This is a genomic window from Streptomyces indicus (assembly GCF_900100315.1).
Classification (GTDB): domain Bacteria; phylum Actinomycetota; class Actinomycetes; order Streptomycetales; family Streptomycetaceae; genus Streptomyces; species Streptomyces indicus.
On record NZ_FNFF01000008.1, the window covers coordinates 148,514 to 164,343 of the forward strand.

12 protein-coding genes, 1 tRNA gene and 1 pseudogene are annotated in these 15,830 nt (G+C 70.3%); 5 read left to right on the forward strand and 9 right to left on the reverse strand.

Going from position 1 to position 15,830, the window contains the following annotated elements; all coding sequences use genetic code 11:
* Nucleotides 1–117: 117 nt before the first annotated feature.
* On the forward strand, nucleotides 118–2,400 hold the full coding sequence (locus BLT97_RS20855) for a (Fe-S)-binding protein (RefSeq protein WP_093612496.1): 2,283 nt from the start codon (nucleotides 118–120) through the stop codon (nucleotides 2,398–2,400).
* A 158-nt stretch (nucleotides 2,401–2,558) separates the two neighbouring features.
* Here BLT97_RS20855 and BLT97_RS20860 read toward each other — a convergent pair whose 3' ends face one another.
* The gene (locus BLT97_RS20860) at nucleotides 2,559–3,203 is read right to left on the reverse strand and encodes a hypothetical protein (protein WP_093612498.1); all 645 of its coding nucleotides are present in this window, start codon (nucleotides 3,201–3,203) and stop codon (nucleotides 2,559–2,561) included.
* Between the two features lie 317 nt (nucleotides 3,204–3,520).
* Between BLT97_RS20860 and BLT97_RS20865 the strand changes: the two genes are divergently transcribed.
* Nucleotides 3,521–4,450, forward strand: a complete 930-nt coding sequence (locus BLT97_RS20865; protein WP_093612500.1) for a Yip1 family protein — start codon at nucleotides 3,521–3,523, stop codon at nucleotides 4,448–4,450.
* Nucleotides 4,451–4,545: 95 nt separating this feature from the next.
* Here BLT97_RS20865 and BLT97_RS20870 read toward each other — a convergent pair whose 3' ends face one another.
* From BLT97_RS20870 to BLT97_RS37930, 6 genes and pseudogenes are all read right to left on the reverse strand, one after another.
* Nucleotides 4,546–5,034 (reverse strand): collagen-like protein, encoded by a 489-nt coding sequence (locus tag BLT97_RS20870; protein WP_143041361.1) that lies wholly within the window; start codon nucleotides 5,032–5,034, stop codon nucleotides 4,546–4,548.
* Between the two features lie 323 nt (nucleotides 5,035–5,357).
* Nucleotides 5,358–5,684 (reverse strand): helix-turn-helix transcriptional regulator, encoded by a 327-nt coding sequence (locus BLT97_RS38580; RefSeq protein WP_245769442.1) that lies wholly within the window; start codon nucleotides 5,682–5,684, stop codon nucleotides 5,358–5,360.
* A gap of 112 nt (nucleotides 5,685–5,796) precedes the next feature.
* Nucleotides 5,797–6,345, reverse strand: a pseudogene (locus tag BLT97_RS38585) (cupin domain-containing protein); the annotation flags it as partial.
* Nucleotides 6,346–6,555: 210 nt separating this feature from the next.
* Nucleotides 6,556–7,053 carry a phosphoribosyltransferase gene (locus BLT97_RS20880; protein ID WP_093612504.1) on the reverse strand — a complete coding sequence of 166 codons (498 nt, stop codon included), beginning with the start codon at nucleotides 7,051–7,053 and terminating at the stop codon, nucleotides 6,556–6,558.
* 17 nt (nucleotides 7,054–7,070) lie between these two features.
* Entirely contained in the window at nucleotides 7,071–7,646 is a 576-nt protein-coding gene (gene dcd / locus BLT97_RS20885) for a dCTP deaminase (RefSeq protein ID WP_093612506.1), read from the reverse strand.
* Between the two features lie 88 nt (nucleotides 7,647–7,734).
* Nucleotides 7,735–7,896, reverse strand: a complete 162-nt coding sequence (locus BLT97_RS37930) for a hypothetical protein (RefSeq protein WP_176953848.1) — start codon at nucleotides 7,894–7,896, stop codon at nucleotides 7,735–7,737.
* A 229-nt stretch (nucleotides 7,897–8,125) separates the two neighbouring features.
* On the opposite strand from BLT97_RS37930, the gene BLT97_RS20890 reads away from it, so the two are divergent.
* Nucleotides 8,126–8,199, forward strand: a tRNA-Gly gene (locus BLT97_RS20890).
* Nucleotides 8,200–8,272: 73 nt separating this feature from the next.
* Here BLT97_RS20890 and BLT97_RS20895 read toward each other — a convergent pair.
* Nucleotides 8,273–9,448 (reverse strand): esterase-like activity of phytase family protein, encoded by a 1,176-nt coding sequence (locus tag BLT97_RS20895; protein ID WP_245769443.1) that lies wholly within the window; start codon nucleotides 9,446–9,448, stop codon nucleotides 8,273–8,275.
* Between the two features lie 122 nt (nucleotides 9,449–9,570).
* Nucleotides 9,571–10,128 (reverse strand): isochorismatase family protein, encoded by a 558-nt coding sequence (locus BLT97_RS20900; protein ID WP_093612508.1) that lies wholly within the window; start codon nucleotides 10,126–10,128, stop codon nucleotides 9,571–9,573.
* Nucleotides 10,129–10,312: 184 nt separating this feature from the next.
* On the opposite strand from BLT97_RS20900, the gene BLT97_RS20905 reads away from it, so the two are divergent.
* Complete coding sequence (locus BLT97_RS20905; RefSeq protein WP_093612509.1) at nucleotides 10,313–12,853, forward strand: S8 family serine peptidase; 2,541 nt, start codon at nucleotides 10,313–10,315, stop codon at nucleotides 12,851–12,853.
* The gene (locus tag BLT97_RS20910; protein ID WP_093612511.1) at nucleotides 12,853–15,780 is read left to right on the forward strand and encodes a hypothetical protein; all 2,928 of its coding nucleotides are present in this window, start codon (nucleotides 12,853–12,855) and stop codon (nucleotides 15,778–15,780) included. The genes BLT97_RS20905 and BLT97_RS20910 overlap by 1 nt, the downstream gene beginning before the upstream one ends.
* Nucleotides 15,781–15,830: the final 50 nt, after the last annotated feature.

Sequence of the window (15,830 nt, forward strand, 5' to 3'; positions counted from 1 at the left end):
ATGGAAGTGGGTAGGCTCGGACGAGCCGGGTAAGTTACCGCTTAGTAATCTCACTGAAGCCCGAAGCTCGAAGCCCAAGCCCCGAAGCCCCCCGCCTCGCAGGCCCGAGGAGCCCTCATGCAACTCGCCGCGATCATCGTGTCGTTGGTACTGACCGTGGTCGGCGTCGCCCTGTTCGCGCGTGCCATCGGCCAGTTCGTCCGCTATTTCATGCTGGGCCAGCCGGTGCCGGCGGGCAGCAGGACCGACAACCCGTATCAGCGCACGGTGACGCTGGTACGGGAGTTCCTGCTGCACACGCGCATGAACCGGTGGGGCATCGTGGGCATCGCCCACTGGTTCGTCGCGATCGGCTTCTACACGCTGCTCCTGACGATCGTGAACGCCTTCGGCCAGCTCTTCCAGGCCGACTGGCTGATCCCGGTCATCGGTGACTGGGCTCCGTACAACATGTACGTCGAGTTCATCGGCACCATGACGGTGGTCGGCATCCTCGCGCTGATCCTGATCCGGCAGCTGAGCAACCCGAACAAGCCCGGCCGCAAGTCCCGCTTCCAGGGCTCGAACAAGGGCCAGGCGTACTTCGTCGAGACCGTGATCCTCATCGTGGGCGTCTGCATCTTCATGCTGCACGCGCTCGAGGGCGCGATGCACCACGTCGACAGCTACGAGGCCTCGTTCTTCATCTCGTACCCGGTGGTCCAGGCGCTCGCGGGCCTCGACCTGTCGACGCTCCAGAACCTCACGTACTTCTTCGCCGGCCTGAAGATCGCGACCTCCTTCACCTGGATGATCGTGGTCTCGCTCAAGACCGACATGGGTGTGGCCTGGCACCGCTTCCTCGGCTTCCCCAACATCTGGTTCAAGCGCAACGCGAAGGGCGAGACCGCTCTCGGCGCGCTGCTCCCGATGACCTCCGGCGGCAAGCCGATCAACTTCGAGGACCCGGGCGAGGACGACGTCTTCGGTGTCAGCCAGGTCGAGCAGTTCAGCTGGAAGGGCCTGCTGGACTTCTCCACCTGCACCGAGTGCGGCCGCTGCCAGTCGCAGTGCCCCGCCTGGAACACCGGCAAGCCGCTCTCGCCGAAGCTCCTGATCATGTCGCTGCGCGACCACGCGCACGCGAAGGCGCCGTATCTGCTGGCCGGCGGCGGCAAGGACATGGAGGGCAACGAGAAGGCCTCCGAAGAGGCCCTGAAGGACGTGCCCGCCACCGCTCTCGCCGAGGCCGAGCGCCCGCTGATCGGCACCCTCGAAGAGAACGGCGTCATCGACCCCGACGTCCTGTGGTCCTGCACCACCTGCGGCGCCTGCGTCGAGCAGTGCCCGGTGGACATCGAGCACGTCGACCACATCGTCGACATGCGCCGCTACCAGGTGATGATCGAGTCCGCGTTCCCGTCCGAGGCGGGCACGATGCTCAAGAACCTGGAGAAGAAGGGCAACCCCTGGGGCCTGGCCAAGAAGCAGCGCCTGGAGTGGCTCAAGGAAGTCGAGTTCGAGGTGCCGGTCGTCGGCAAGGACATCGAGGACCTGTCCGAGGTCGAGTACCTGTACTGGGTCGGCTGCGCGGGCGCCCTGGAGGACCGGGCCAAGAAGACCACCAAGGCCTTCGCGGAGCTGCTGCACATGGCGGGCGTCAAGTTCGCCATCATGGGCGGCGACGAGAAGTGCACCGGCGACTCCGCCCGGCGTCTGGGCAACGAGCCCCTGTTCCAGGAGCTCGGCATGGAGAACGTCATGGCGCTGAACACGGCGTTCGGCGAGGAGCTGGACGACGACGGCAAGGTCACGCCCGAGTCGAAGAAGCCCAAGTCGGCGAAGAAGATCGTCGCCACCTGCCCGCACTGCCTCAACACCCTCGGCAACGAGTACCCGCAGCTCGGCGGCGACTACGAGGTCATCCACCACACGCAGCTGCTCCAGCACCTCATCGACGAGGGCAAGCTCATCCCGGTCACGCCCGTCGAGGGCCTGATCACGTACCACGACCCGTGCTACCTGGGCCGGCACAACAAGATCTACACGCCCCCGCGCGAGATCATGTCCGCCGTCCCGGGCCTGCGCCAGCAGGAGATGCACCGCCACAAGGAGCGCGGCTTCTGCTGCGGCGCCGGCGGCGCGCGGATGTGGATGGAGGAGCGGATCGGCAAGCGGATCAACACCGAGCGCGTGGACGAGGCCCTGTCCGTGAACCCGGACATCGTCTCGACCGCCTGCCCGTTCTGCCTGGTCATGCTGACCGACTCGGTCAACGGCAAGAAGAACGACGGCAAGGCGCCGGAGTCGCTCCAGGTCGTGGACGTGGCGCAGCTGCTGCTCGACTCGGTGAAGACGCCGGTGGACCCGGCGGGTTCCGAGGAGTCGGAGGACGCTCCGGAGCCCGAGCCGGTGAAGTAGTCCCCGCGTCAGCGGGAAAGGAAAAGCGACTGAGGGGCCGCCCCGTGCCGGCCCCTCAGTCCGTTTGTGGATGCGCCGCGGTCGATCCGCGCGCCGTATTCAGCTCGTACGCCGCATCCGGCTCAACGCGTACACCGCGCTCAGCTCGTACGCGGCACTCAGCCCGTACGCCGGCGCAGCACCGCGAAGCCCAGGCCCGCCGCGCCCGCCGCCGCGAGGCCGCCGCCCGCCGCGACCAGCGGGGCGCTGACCGCGTGCTCCTGCGGCTGCTCCTCGACGCCCGCGCGGACGCTGCCGAGCGGAGTGGTGGGGCTGTTCGCCCCGGCCTCGTAGGCGGAGGCCCGGACACCGCCCGCACGCTCACCGTCGCCGCCGTGGCCGCGCCGGCCCCGGTCGACGGAGTACTTCTCGATCAGCCGCCCGCCGAAGTCGTACACCCAGCTGCACCCCCCGCCGCGCCCGTCGATCACCACGAACTTGGCCGTACGCCCGTCCTGGACGAGCTTGTACGTCCAGCCGTCGTTCAGCGCACTGGGGTGCTTCGCGTCGAGGCTGCCGAGCGGGTTGCCGTTCGGCATGGCGAGGTCGGCGCGCGGTCCGCCCGCCCCGCCCTCGGTCAGCGTGGCGACCCGCCCGTCGGGCATGGTCACGCGGACCCGGTCGGGACGCGGGGAGACGGCGGCCGACTCGGCCGGTGCCGGCGACTGGTCCATCGCGAGGGCGGCCCCCGTGGACACGGCGAACGCGGCGATGACGCCGGTGGCGACGGCGGCGGTGCGCACGGTGGGGCGGATGGCTCGCATGACGTCCTGTCCTCGGCTGGCTCTCACGTGGCTCTCACTGAGTTCGATGCCTTCGACGCTACGGGGACGATGTCCGCACAAGCCGTACGTAATGTAACGAACATCCCCGAATTGGGCCTCAGCATCGTAAAGGTGACTGAGTTCAACCAATCCGTCGCGGAGACGGGACCGGCGCCCCCTCCGCGGACACCGTGACCGGACGTCAATCCGGCCACCCCCTCAGGGACCCCCTAGGGGTTGTCACAGGTCAGCCGCAAAGGGGCCGTAATGTGGCCGGCCCGGCCACGGGCCCGGCAGAACCAGGTACGTTCGAATACGTGGCTGGATTCAGGATCGGCCGCGGCAACCGGGGCAACCGCCCCGCGTCCCCGCGCCCGCAACACAACCCGCAGCAGCCGCCGTACGGACAGCAGCAGCCGTACGGCCGCCCCGCCGCGCCCCCGTACCCGCAGCAGCAGTACCCCGGTGGCCCGGGCGGCTACCCGCAGCAGCCGGGTCAGCAGCAGTGGCCGCAGGCCGGCGGCCGGCAGGACCGCGGGCACGGTGCGCACGGTGAGCCGGAGTACTTCGGCGACCCGTACCAGCAGGGGCACGACCCGTACGCGGCGCACAACAACCCGGGCCACACGCAGGCCTTCACGGTCGGCGAGGACCCGTACAGCCAGGGCGGTACCTACCGCGCCGGTGCGGCGCCCGCCCCGGCCGGGCCGAGACTGCACTGGAAGGACCTGGTCAGCGGCGTGATCCTGCGCCCGGGCCCGACCTACCTGCAGATGCGCGACCACACGATGTGGGTCCCCGCGGTGCTCGTCACCTTCGTCTACGGGCTGCTCGCGGTCTTCGGCTTCGACGGCGCCCGCGAGGACGCGATCAACGCGACGCTCGCGACCAGCGTCCCGATCGTGCTGACCACCGGTGTGGCGATCGTCCTGAGCGCCTTCGTGCTCGGCGTCGTCACGCACACCGTCGCGCGTCAGCTCGGCGGTGACGGGGCGTGGCAGCCGACGGTCGGCCTCTCGATGCTGATCATGTCGCTGACGGACGCGCCCCGCCTGGTGTTCGCGATGTTCCTCGGCGGCGACGCCCCGCTGGTGCAGATCCTCGGCTGGGCCACCTGGCTCGCGGCGGGCGCCCTGCTCACCACGATGGTCTCCAAGTCGCACGACCTGCCGTGGCCGCGCGCCTTGGGCGCCAGTGCGATCCAGCTGATCGCGCTGCTCTCGATCATCAAGCTCGGGACGTTCTGAGGCAGTTGACGGTACGCGTACGTGAAGGGGCCCGGCTCGGGGTGCGAGCCGGGCCCCTTCACATGCGGGTGCTGTGAGTGCCGTGCCAGGCGGTGTTACGCGACCTTGGCGCAGATCGCGTGCGTGGTGACGTCCAGGCGACTGGGCAGGTTCTTGGCCCAGGCGAAGCCGAGCCAGCCGTCCTTGGCGGTGGTCGGCGAGGAGATCGCGAGACCGTACTTGTCGGTGTTCGTGTCGCCCTGCGCGTTGAGGAAGACGCCGCCGCCGATCGGCTGCTTGCCGGCCGGGCAGGTCGCCACGACGGAGACCTGGCCGTTGGCGGAGTTCGCCGGGATGGAGTCGCTGGCCTCCACGTACTCCAGCTCCGAGATCCCGGGGGGACCGACCGGTCCTGCGGGACCCTGCGGGCCGGTGGCCCCGTCCGCCCCGTCCTTGCCCGCAGGCCCGGCGATCCCGGACGTGCCCGCCTTGCCCTCGGGCCCGCGGGGCCCGGCCTTGCCCGCAGGCCCTGCGACACCGCGCGGACCGGCGGGGCCGCGGTCGCCCTTCGGGCCCTTGCCGTACTTCTTGATGTACCGCTTCACACATTCCTCGCACCCGTCGCCGCCACGCAGCTGCGAGATCGAGGAGGTCGGCTTGACCGTCGGAACCGGGTCCGTGGCCGCAGCTGCTGAGGGGCTGAGAATACCGAGGCCGAGTGCGGCGACGGCGAAGCCCGCGAGAATCTTCTTCGTGGCGGGATTTCTAGCGCCACCGCCACGGACACCCCAAACGAATTCCCTTCGTTTCCTCTTTCTCTCACGCATACGGCCGTCAATTCATCCGCAATGCGCGGGAGTTGTCCAGCAGCGTTATTTCATTCTCGGGCAGGAACGGAAACGAATCTGCGGATTCCCGTACGCCCGCGTCAATGAGTGAGCGTGTACGACGGTGAACGGCCGTATCTGGCCTTGTACTCGGCCGCGAACCGGCCCAGATGCGTGAACCCCCAGCGGCGCGCGACATCACCGACGCCGGCCTCGCCGGGCCCGGCCTGCTGCAGCTCGCGATGGACGCGCTCCAGGCGGACCTGCCGTACGTACGCCATCGGTGAAAGGCCGAGGTGCTCGCGGAAGGTCTCCTGCAGCCGGCGCGGGCTGAGCTGGGCGATCTGTGCCAGCTCGGTGGCGGTGTACGGATGCTCGGGGCGCGCCTGGACCGCCTCGATGACGCGCTTCAGGGCCCTGGGCCGCAACGGCGCGGCGGGCGCGTGCAGTTTCCTCGCGGTACGGGTGGTCGGCGGCCAGCAGGAGACCGGTGAACAGCAGCTCCTCGATCTGCCGGGCCATCAGCGGATGCCGGAACAGACCGCTCCCGTCGTGCGCCCCCGTCTGCAGCCACCGGGCGAGCCGGGCCCAGTCGCGGCCGACCCCGCTGGAGACGTCCAGCGGCCCGCCCAGCCGCAGCGGCCGGGGCACCGTGCGCCCGAGCAGCTTCTCCAAGTGCTGCTGCAGGGCCTCCTGGTCGAACTTGACCGCGAGGACGCGGCAGTCCCCGCTCAGCCGGTCCAGGGTCACATCGCCGACCGGATCGAAGACCACCGCCTCCGCGGCGTCCGCCGACCCCTCGCCGCAGGCTTCCTGCGTCCAGTCGAGGTGGCCGCTCAGGGGGAGGTCGACGTGGTACGCCCCCAGCTCGCCGAAGCTCATACGGACGTCGGTGCCGAAGTGCAGCAGTCCGCTGGTGACCTGTCCCAACTGGGCGATATCCAGGCCGGCATCGAATTCGGTCGGCTTCTCGAGAAGTTCGATGCTGTTGGTGTAATAGGCGTCCGCAATTGTCCCGCGAGCCTCGTCCACCTGCCGCGTCCGCATGATCACACGAGGTGCCGTATCCCCACCAGGCTCACCTGGCATATATCCCTCCCCACGGCCCTGCTATCACCCTCGACTCCGCAGATGCTACTGGCAGAGATCGAGGCTGACGGCATTTGCCTATCCGCAGAACGCGATAGGCATCCGAAATGCGCGGGGTCTTGGCACACTCACGATTCTCGATTTCCGGACTTCATCCGGAAAGCGCGGCACACTATCCAGTTTTCGCGAAAAGGCTGAAGAGCCTTCGGCTCAGGCGTCGAGCACCTGGCCGTCGCGCTTCACCACGGGCGGCTCGACGCTCCACGGGAAGTTGATCCACTCGTCCGTGCGCTTCCACACGTACTCGCACTTCACCAGGGAGTGGGACTTCTCGTAGATGACGGCGGAGCGGACCTCGGCGACCGCGTCCAGGCAGAAGTCGTGCACCAGCTTCAGCGTCTTGCCGGTGTCGGCCACGTCGTCCGCGATGAGCACCTTCTTGTCGGTGAAGTCGATCGCGTTGGGCACGGGCGCGAGCATGACCGGCATGTCGAGGGTCGTGCCGACGCCCGTGTAGAACTCGACGTTCACCAGGTGGATGTTCTTGCAGTCGAGGGCGTACGCGAGACCGCCCGCGACGAAGACACCGCCGCGCGCGATGCTGAGCACGATGTCGGGCTGGTAGCCGTCGTCGGCGATGGTCTGCGCGAGCTCGCGCACCGCGGTGCCGAACTTCTCGTAGGTCAGGTTCTCTCGGACGTCGCTCATGGTGTTCTGACCTGTTCTCAGACCTGGGTGCGGTGGAAGTTGAGGAAGGAGCGGGAGGCCGTCGGGCCGCGCTGCCCCTGGTAGCGGGAGCCGTACCGCTCGCTGCCGTACGGGAATTCGGCCGGCGAGGACAGCCGGAACATGCACAGCTGGCCGATCTTCATGCCCGGCCACAGCTTGATCGGCAGCGTGGCGAGGTTGGAGAGCTCGAGCGTCACATGCCCCGAGAAGCCGGGATCGATGAACCCGGCGGTGGAGTGCGTCACGAGCCCGAGCCGCCCGAGGGAGCTCTTCCCCTCCAGCCGGCTGGCGAGATCGTCGGGCAGCGTGATGACCTCGTACGTCGACGCGAGCACGAACTCACCGGGGTGCAGGATGAAGGGCTCGTCGCCCTCCGGCTCGACCATCCGCGTCAGGTCGGCCTGCTCGACGGCGGGGTCGATGTGCGGATAGCGGTGGTTCTCGAACACCCGGAAATAGCGGTCGAGGCGCACGTCGATACTCGACGGCTGCACCATGGATTCGTCGTAGGGATCGATCCGTACGCGTCCGGCGTCGATCTCGGCGCGGATGTCCTTGTCTGAGAGAAGCACGTCCCGAGGATACGCAGAGCGCGCGGGCCCGCCGAATTCCGGTGGCACCCGCGCGCTGCGAAGGACTGCGTATGTATCCGTACGCGTGTCAGTGATGCTTGGCCGATTCCACCGGCACCGCATGCCGGAGCCGGGCGCAGCGGGGACAGCGGATCAGCCGCCCCGGGCCGAGCCGGTCGGCCTGCTGCATCGGAAACGAAACGGTGCTGAACACGTGCCCTTCGGCACAGCGGACGACGGTGCGCTCCATCAAGTCCTCGGGTCCCTTCCCCACGCTGCTGACGGCGAAAGCTCACATTACGGGATGAATGGGACGGCACTCCAGGCGGCGCTCCGCATCCCCACCGTACGCCCCAACTCCTTTACGCCGCACCCGCTTCACCCGGCCCACGCACGCCGAAGGCCCCCGGGGCTCTGCACCGGGGGCCTTCGATGAGGTATGGTGAGCGGCGATGCGCTGGTCAGCGACTGTGCGTCACGCGGGTGTAGTTTAATGGTAGAACATCAGCTTCCCAAGCTGAGAGCGCGAGTTCGATTCTCGTCACCCGCTCCATGTGAAACCCCCAGGTTCTGAACCTGGGGGTTTTGTCGTGCCGCAGCTGCCGGGCGGTCGGGCGGTCAGGGCGTCAGCGGATCGCCAGTGCCGCGATCTGCGTGACCGCCTCCTTGTCGAAGTTGTCGTCGCTCACCACGAGCAACGTGCGTTCGCCGGTGGGGAGTCGAGGGCCCCAGGTCATGCCCTCCGTGTTGTCGACGGTGGAGAGGCCGAGGGTGTGGAAGTCCGCGACGAGCTTCTTGCGCATCGGGCGTACGTCCTCGCGGTCCGCCAGGGAGCGCACGGTGCGGATGTCGGTGGCGCCGCGCGTGGTGGTGTCGTAGAGGCGGATCTTGTAGCCGGAGCCGGCGACCCAGGTGCGTTCCAGGACGAGGAAGCGGTGCGGGTCGTCGGGGAAAGCGAGGACCGACGGGACTCCGGTGTCCGGGCCCCACGGGCTGTCCGGGTCGGACTCGGCGAAGATCTTCTCGATCGGGTACGCGTACTGGCCGAGCATGCGGCCGGTGCGGGTCTGCTGGGTGACGCGGACCAGCGCGCCGTGGCGGGTGTCGGGCACCGGGCCGTCCTGGAACAGCGGGCCCTCCACCGCGCTGGTCACGACCCTGCCGCGGGAGCCGAAGGTGAACGCCTCGAGGGACTGGTTGCGGCGCGGGCCGCGGTCGTCCCGGGTGATGGCGTAGTTGGTGGGGAGGCGGAACTGGCCGCGGTAGGCGCCGGACCGTGCGGCGTACTGGAGCGAGGGCTGCACCAGCGGAGCGTCGGCCGCGGTCGGCCGGTCGCCCTCCTGGGCCCACCAGTAGCGGCAGGTGAGCGGGTCGACGCGGATCTCCTCCGGGTCGACGGCGTGCGCGGCGTCGGCGGCCGGTGACGGGTAGACGGCGCCATCGGGCCCGCGCAAGGGGCGGGTGCCGGTGAAGCGGACGGCGTGCACGCCCTCGGCGTCCACGTGCACCTTCGCGGTGTAGAAGCGGGCGGGCTGGAGGAACGAGCGGTCGTCGCTGAGGAACACGTACTCGCCGGTGCAGCGGTCGCGGTCGATCCCGGACAGCCCGCCGACCGTCGTCCCCCGGAACTCCGTCTTGTGCGGGACGGTCGTCTCGCCGAGGAGACGGGCGTGCGCGGCGGGGCGCGCGGGGCGGGGGTCTTCGGCCACGGACTGCTGCGGGTCGGCCGCCACCGCGACGGGAGCGAGGGCGGACAGGAACAGGGCCGCGGCCAGGGAGCGGCGCATCAAGGGAGCTCTCATGGCGGTGATCATGGCTTTACGGGGCCTGTGAATCCGTCAACCTCGCCTGAAGCGGTGCGAATTGACGTGATCAACCGCCTTGAGAGTCACTGACTGAACTGATGTGCCAGGCAGCGGGAGGATCAACCGGCCGTGAAATCCACGTCCTTCGCCGGCACCGTGCCCGCCGTGCGCCCCGGTGCCGTCTGGTACGTCCAGTACAGGTTCGTGTGTGCGATGACCGACTCCGGGGCCGGGGCGCCCCAGGAGGATTTGTCCGAGGTGGTGTGGGCGTCGGACACCAGGGTGGTGTCGTAGCCGCGGGTCAAGGCGCCGTGCAGGGTCGAGCGGATGCATGCATCGGTCTCGGCGCCGGTGAGGATCAGGCGGCCGACATGGAGCTCTGCGAGGGCGGACTCGAGTGTGGTGGCCTCGAAGGAGTCCCAGTAGTTCTTCTCGACGATCCGTTCGTCCGGGGCGGGTTCGAGCTCAGGGACGAGCTGCCAGTCCTCGCTGCCGTGGGCGAGGTTCGTGTCGGAGTGGCGGATCCAGAGCACCGGGGTGGACTCCGCGCGGGCCCGGTCGACCAGTTCGCCGATGCGGGCGATCACCGCGTCGCGGTCGTGGGCCTCACCGACGACACCGTTCTGTACGTCGATGACGAGGAGTGCGGTCGCGGGACGGTTCTCGAGTGTGGTCATGGGCTCCCCTGTGCGTCCGGGTACGTCCGGGTGGTCGGCAACCACCGGTGGCTGCACCGTAGTCGCGGCCGCCGACAGCGTGCGCAGCAATTTCCGGGCAGGCGGGAGCGGTGCAGTAATGCCCGAGTAACGGCGCGGTTCTAGCGTCCGGGCTCCCCCGATCCCTCCCTTGAGGAGCCCTTCGATGCACGTGCCAAGACCGGCCCGGCGACGCAGCCGTGGCGTGTGGGCGGTGGTGTCGCTGTCCGCGGCGGCCGCCCTGTTGATGAGTCCTCCGTCCGCTGCCGCCGAGGACAGTGCGCGGACCGGGGGCGGCAGCCCCAAGGTCGACGCCGCGCTGGCGCGTGCGCTGGAGGACGGGGGTGAGGCCGCCTTCTTCGTCGTGCTCGACGGCGGCGAGGCCGACTTGGCCGGTGCGCGCGGCAGGAAGGCGCACGGCGCGAAGGCCGAGGCCGCGTACGACGCGCTGCGTGAGCACGCGCGGCAGAACCAGCGGTCCCTGGTCTCCTTCCTGGACAAGGAGAAGGTCGGCCACCAGGACTTCTGGATCGCCGATGTCGTACGGGTCGAGGGGGACGCCGAGCTGGCCGCGAAGCTCGCCGCGCGCTCCGATGTGGCCCGGCTGGTGAAGGAGCGACGGTACGCGCTGGACGAGGTGGAGCAGCAGGGCGGCACGGTCGCCGCGGCCGCCACCCCCCAGTGGGGCGTCGCCGACATCAAGGCCGATCAGGTCTGGGAGCAGTACGAGAACCGCGGCGAGGGCATCGTCATCGCCAACATCGACTCCGGTGTGCAGTTCGACCACCCGGATCTGGTCGCCAACTACCGCGGCAACAAGGGCGACGGGAGGTTCGAGCACGACTACAACTGGTTCGATCCGACCGGGCAGTGCCCGACGGCCGGTGTCCCCTGCGACAACAACGGGCACGGCACGCACACCATGGGCACCATGGCCGGCGCGAACGGGTACGGAGTCGCGCCCGGCGCCACCTGGATCGCCGCCAAGGGCTGTGAGGCACGGGAGTGCTCGGACGCCTCGCTGCTCGCGGCCGGGCAGTGGATCCTCGCGCCGACGGACCGCAACGGGCAGAACCCGCGTCCCGATCTGGCGCCGCACATCGTCAACAACTCCTGGGCGGGCGGCAACACCACCTTCTACCAGGACATCGTCGAGGCCTGGAACGCCGCCGGGATCTTCGAGGTCTTCGCCGCGGGCAACGCGGGCGACGGCACGACCTGCTCCACGGCCGAGGCCCCGGGCGCGCAGGCGCCGTCCTACGGCGTGGGCGCGTACGACAGCAACGGTGCGATCGCCTCGTTCTCCGGGTTCGGGCCGTCGAAGGTGGACGGGTCGATGAAGCCGAACATCTCCGCGCCGGGCGTCGACGTCCGCTCCACCTGGCCCGGTTCGACCTACCGCGCCAGCAGCGGCACGTCGATGGCCGCGCCGCACGTCTCCGGCGCCGCCGCCCTGCTCTGGTCCGCCGCCCCCTCGCTCATCGGTGACATCGATGCCACCCGCGCGCTCCTGAACCAGGGCGCCCACGACGTGGACGACACCCACTGCGGCGGCACCGCCGCGGCCAACAACGTGTGGGGCGAGGGCCGGCTCGACATCCTCGCCTCGGTCGACAAGGCCCCGCACACCGCCGCGACCGTCTCCGGGCGCGTGACGGACAAGGCCACCGGGGCCGCACTGCCGGGCATCACGGTCAAGGCCGTGAACGGCGCGTCCGGCACCCGGACCGTCACGACCGGCGCCGACGGCACGTACCGCGTTCCGCTCGCGCCGGGCACGTACGACTTCACGCTCGGCGGCTACGGATACGCCACGCGGACCGTCGAGGGCGTCGAACTCACCACCGGGCAGCCGCTGGTGCAGGACCTCGCACTGGACCCGGTCGCGCGCCATGCCGTCACCGGCACCGTCCTCGACGTGACGGGCAAGCCCCTCGCCGGAGCCGCCGTCGAGGTCACCGGCACCCCGGTGGCGAAGGTGCGCACGGCCGGCGACGGCACGTTCACCCTGCCGGAGGTCGCCGAGGGCGGCTACACGCTCACGGTGACGCCCGCCGCGCCGGTGCTCTGCAACGGCGTCGCGCGCACGGAGCTGACGGTGGACGGCGCCGAGGCGCGCACGGTCCGGCTCCCGGCCCGCGCCGACCGCTTCGGCAACAGCTGCGCCCCGGCCGCGTACGCCTGGATCAAGGGCACCGGCACGGTCGCGCTCAGCGGGGACGAGGACGCGAAGACCGTTCAACTGCCGTTCCCCGTGAGCCTGTACGGGGTCGAGTACACCAGCGCGTCCGTCACCACCAACGGCCTTGTCAACTTCCTGGAGCCGCGCCTCGGGGACTACGCCAACACCGCGCTGCCGGCCGCCGAGAAGCCGAACGGCATCGTCGCCCCGTACTGGGACGACCTCACCCTCGACCGGAAGTCGAGCGTGCAGACGGCCACCACGGGCCAGCCGGGCGCCCGGAAGTTCGCGGTCGTGTGGAACAACGCCGTCGTCGTGGCGAGCGGCGCCCGCGTGAGCTTCGAGGCCGTCTTCGACGAGGCCTCGGGCGGTTTCACCTTCCAGTACCAGTCCGTACCGGGCGCCGGTTCGGGCGCCACCGTCGGCATCGAGGACCAGGCCGGTTCCGACGCCCTCCTGTACTCGTTCGACCAGGCCGTCCTCGGCAACGGTTCGGCGGTCCGTATCGCGCAGGGAGCCAAGTGATGTCCACAACTCGCAGGTCAAGCAAGGGTCTTCGACTCGCCTCCGCGCTCGTCGCGGCCGGGCTCACGCTCACCGCCGCGCCGTACGCCCTCGCGGCCGAGGGCGACGACAGCGCCGTGATGAAGCTGACGGCCGCCCAGGCCGAGAAGCTCGCCGACCGCATCGGTGTCGATGTGTACGGCGACGCGTCGGCGGCCGCCGCCACCCCTGAGAAGGCGGCCGCCGACGCACCCACGGACGCCACCACCTCGGCCGACGACACGACGACCGACGGCCCGGTGACGTTCACCGCCAAGTCCACGCTCGAAGGCGTACGCGGCGCCGGCGCCACCGTGCCCGCCGGCGGCGGCCGGTACTTCACCGTCCACAGCCTGGGGAACATCCAGCTGCACGAGCCCGACGGCACCACCGCCTGGGCCCGCAGCAACGCCTCGCTGTACGCGGACTGGCAGGTCAAGCCGGTGCGGCCGTGGCAGCAGGAGCCGTATCCGGCGCGGATCCTCATGGGCTACAACGCCGCGAGCCCGTTCACACCCGCCTCCGACCAGGGGTACGACACCGGGGACCTGACCGGGGACGGCACGCCGGACCTCGTGTTCTCGGCCGCGGTCGGCAACTCCCCGTACCGGCCGTTCACTTCACCGGGTTCGCCGCTCTCCAGCGGCACCTTCGTGACGGTGCTCGACGGGCGGACCGGCAGCACGCTGTGGTCCAAGCTCTACCCGTACGCCTCCATGGTGAAGGTCGTGGACGGGACGCTGCTGGTCGCGGACGCGCCGCGCCTCAGCCAGGGCGGTGCGCCGGCGACCGCGACCGCGCAGCTCACCGGCCTCCGATTCGCCTACGCCGACGGGAAGTTGACGCCGTCGAAGACCTGGACGTACGACACCGGCGAGACGCGGGCCGCGACCTGGGGCGGGCTCGTGGAGCTCGGCGGCGGCAAGGTCGCCGTGTCGTGGAACCTGCGGAAGGCCAACGGGGTCGCCGCGCACGGCACCACCCTCGCGCTCGACACCGCCGACGGCTCGGTGCTGTGGAGCAAGGGGAGCGACCTGTACGGGCGGCAGCTCCACCTGGACGCCGCGCGCGGCCGCGTCGTCGCCCTGGAGCAGGCCGACGTCAACGACGCCGTGCGGTACGAGGTCGTCGCGTACGACCCGGCGGACGGCGCACGGACCACCCTCGACAGCCGGGTCAACGCGCTGCCCACCGCCATGACGGTGGGCGAGGCGGCCGGCACCGCGGGCGCCGAGTACGTGGTCGCCGAGTCCACCCTCGACGCGTACCTCTATCTCAACTCCGCCACGCTCCGGGTGCTCGACGGCAAGGACGGCGCGCGCGTCGCGTGGACGCACACGGTGAAGCGGGACGCGCACAACACCGGGGACGGGCCCAGCTTCTGGGACCTGGAGGCCGTCGGCGGCAGGCTGGTCGCCTCGGCGCAGGACGACCGGGACGTGGACAACGCGGCCAACCCGGCGGGCCGGCTCTACGGCGCGCTCACCGTGTTCCGCGGCAACGGGCAGATCGCCTGGCAGCAGCGCGGCACCGACGCCTCGCCGCTGCACCACGAGATCCTGCGCGCGGGCGGGGACGACCTGGTCCGCGTGATCGACCAGGCGCAGAACATCCGCACTTTCACCCTGGGCGGCGGCAAGCGCAAGGAACTCACCGCGCTCCAGGGCGACTTGAACTACGGAGCCACCGCCGACCTGAACGCGGACGGGAAGCCGGACGTGGTCGCCGGCGGCTCGTCGACCGGGGTGTGGGCCTGGTCGGGTCCGTCGCTGGTGAAGGGCGGCGGGCCGGAGCAGCTGTGGAAGGCCCAAGTGGGCGGTGCGGTACGGAACATCGCGACCGGTGACGTCGCCGGGGACGCCCGGCCCGAGGTGATCGTCGCGGCCGACCACGCCACGGTGGTCCTGGACGGCGCCACCGGCAGGGTCCTGAGGACGATCGACGGGGGCGGCCAGTACGTGCGCTCGGTGACCGTGGCCGACGTGGACGGCGGCGGCAAGGACGAGATCCTCGTGCCGACGGACGCGCTGCGGGTCTACACGGGCTCCGGCGAGAGCCTGTGGACGTACGAGGCGCCCACCGACCGCACCGACGTCGTGTTCGCCGACACCGTGGTCGCGGACGGCCGGGTGCACACCCAGTACACGACCAGGAACGCGCTCTTCGCGGACGACGCCGTGGTGGGCGGCGCGGCGCTCGACGGCGCCACCGGCGAGGTGGAGTGGGACGCCGAGCCGAAGGCACCGGCCAGCGCCGTGGACGGGAAGCTGCACGGCGTCGTGCTCGACCACGGGGTCTTCGCCTCGCCGAAGATCCCGTACGCGGACGGCCACGCGGTGGTGCACACCTGGGTGGCGCTGACCGACCCGACCGTCTCGGGTGACCTCAGCACCGCCTCGCCGAGCGTCCTCGTCGAGATCCGCGACGGCCGCACCGGCGAGGTGCTGCACACGGCGAAGACCGGCAGCCCCTGGTCGCACGGGAACTTCTTCCTCGACGAGGAGGGCGCGGACAGCCCTCTGTACGCGATCAGCTTCGGCACCTTCCGGGGCTTCGGCGCGGGCGGCGCGGAGACCCGCAGCTCGGTGCTCGCCAGCCTGCGCACCGCGGACTTCGCGACCGGGCCCGGCGGCCGCAAGCTGGTGGTCGGCGGCACCGAGGCCGGTGTGGTGGCGTACGACCCGTACCAGCTCACCAACGGCCAGGTGTTCCAGTCGGGCATCGGCGGCGCCACCCTCATGGGCGGCCGCGCCTACCTCGCCGACGACCTCGACGGCGACGGCGTGGACGACGTGGTCTCGCTCAACTTCGACGACTACGGCGTCAACCGCGCGGCCGAGCTCCTCGGCGGCGGGGTGCTGTCCCTGAACAACGCGATCCACCAGATGACGACGTACACGCTGTCGTGAGCGCCGCCTGAGTCAGCAGGCCGCAGGCCCCCGGGTGCGTCCCGGGGGCC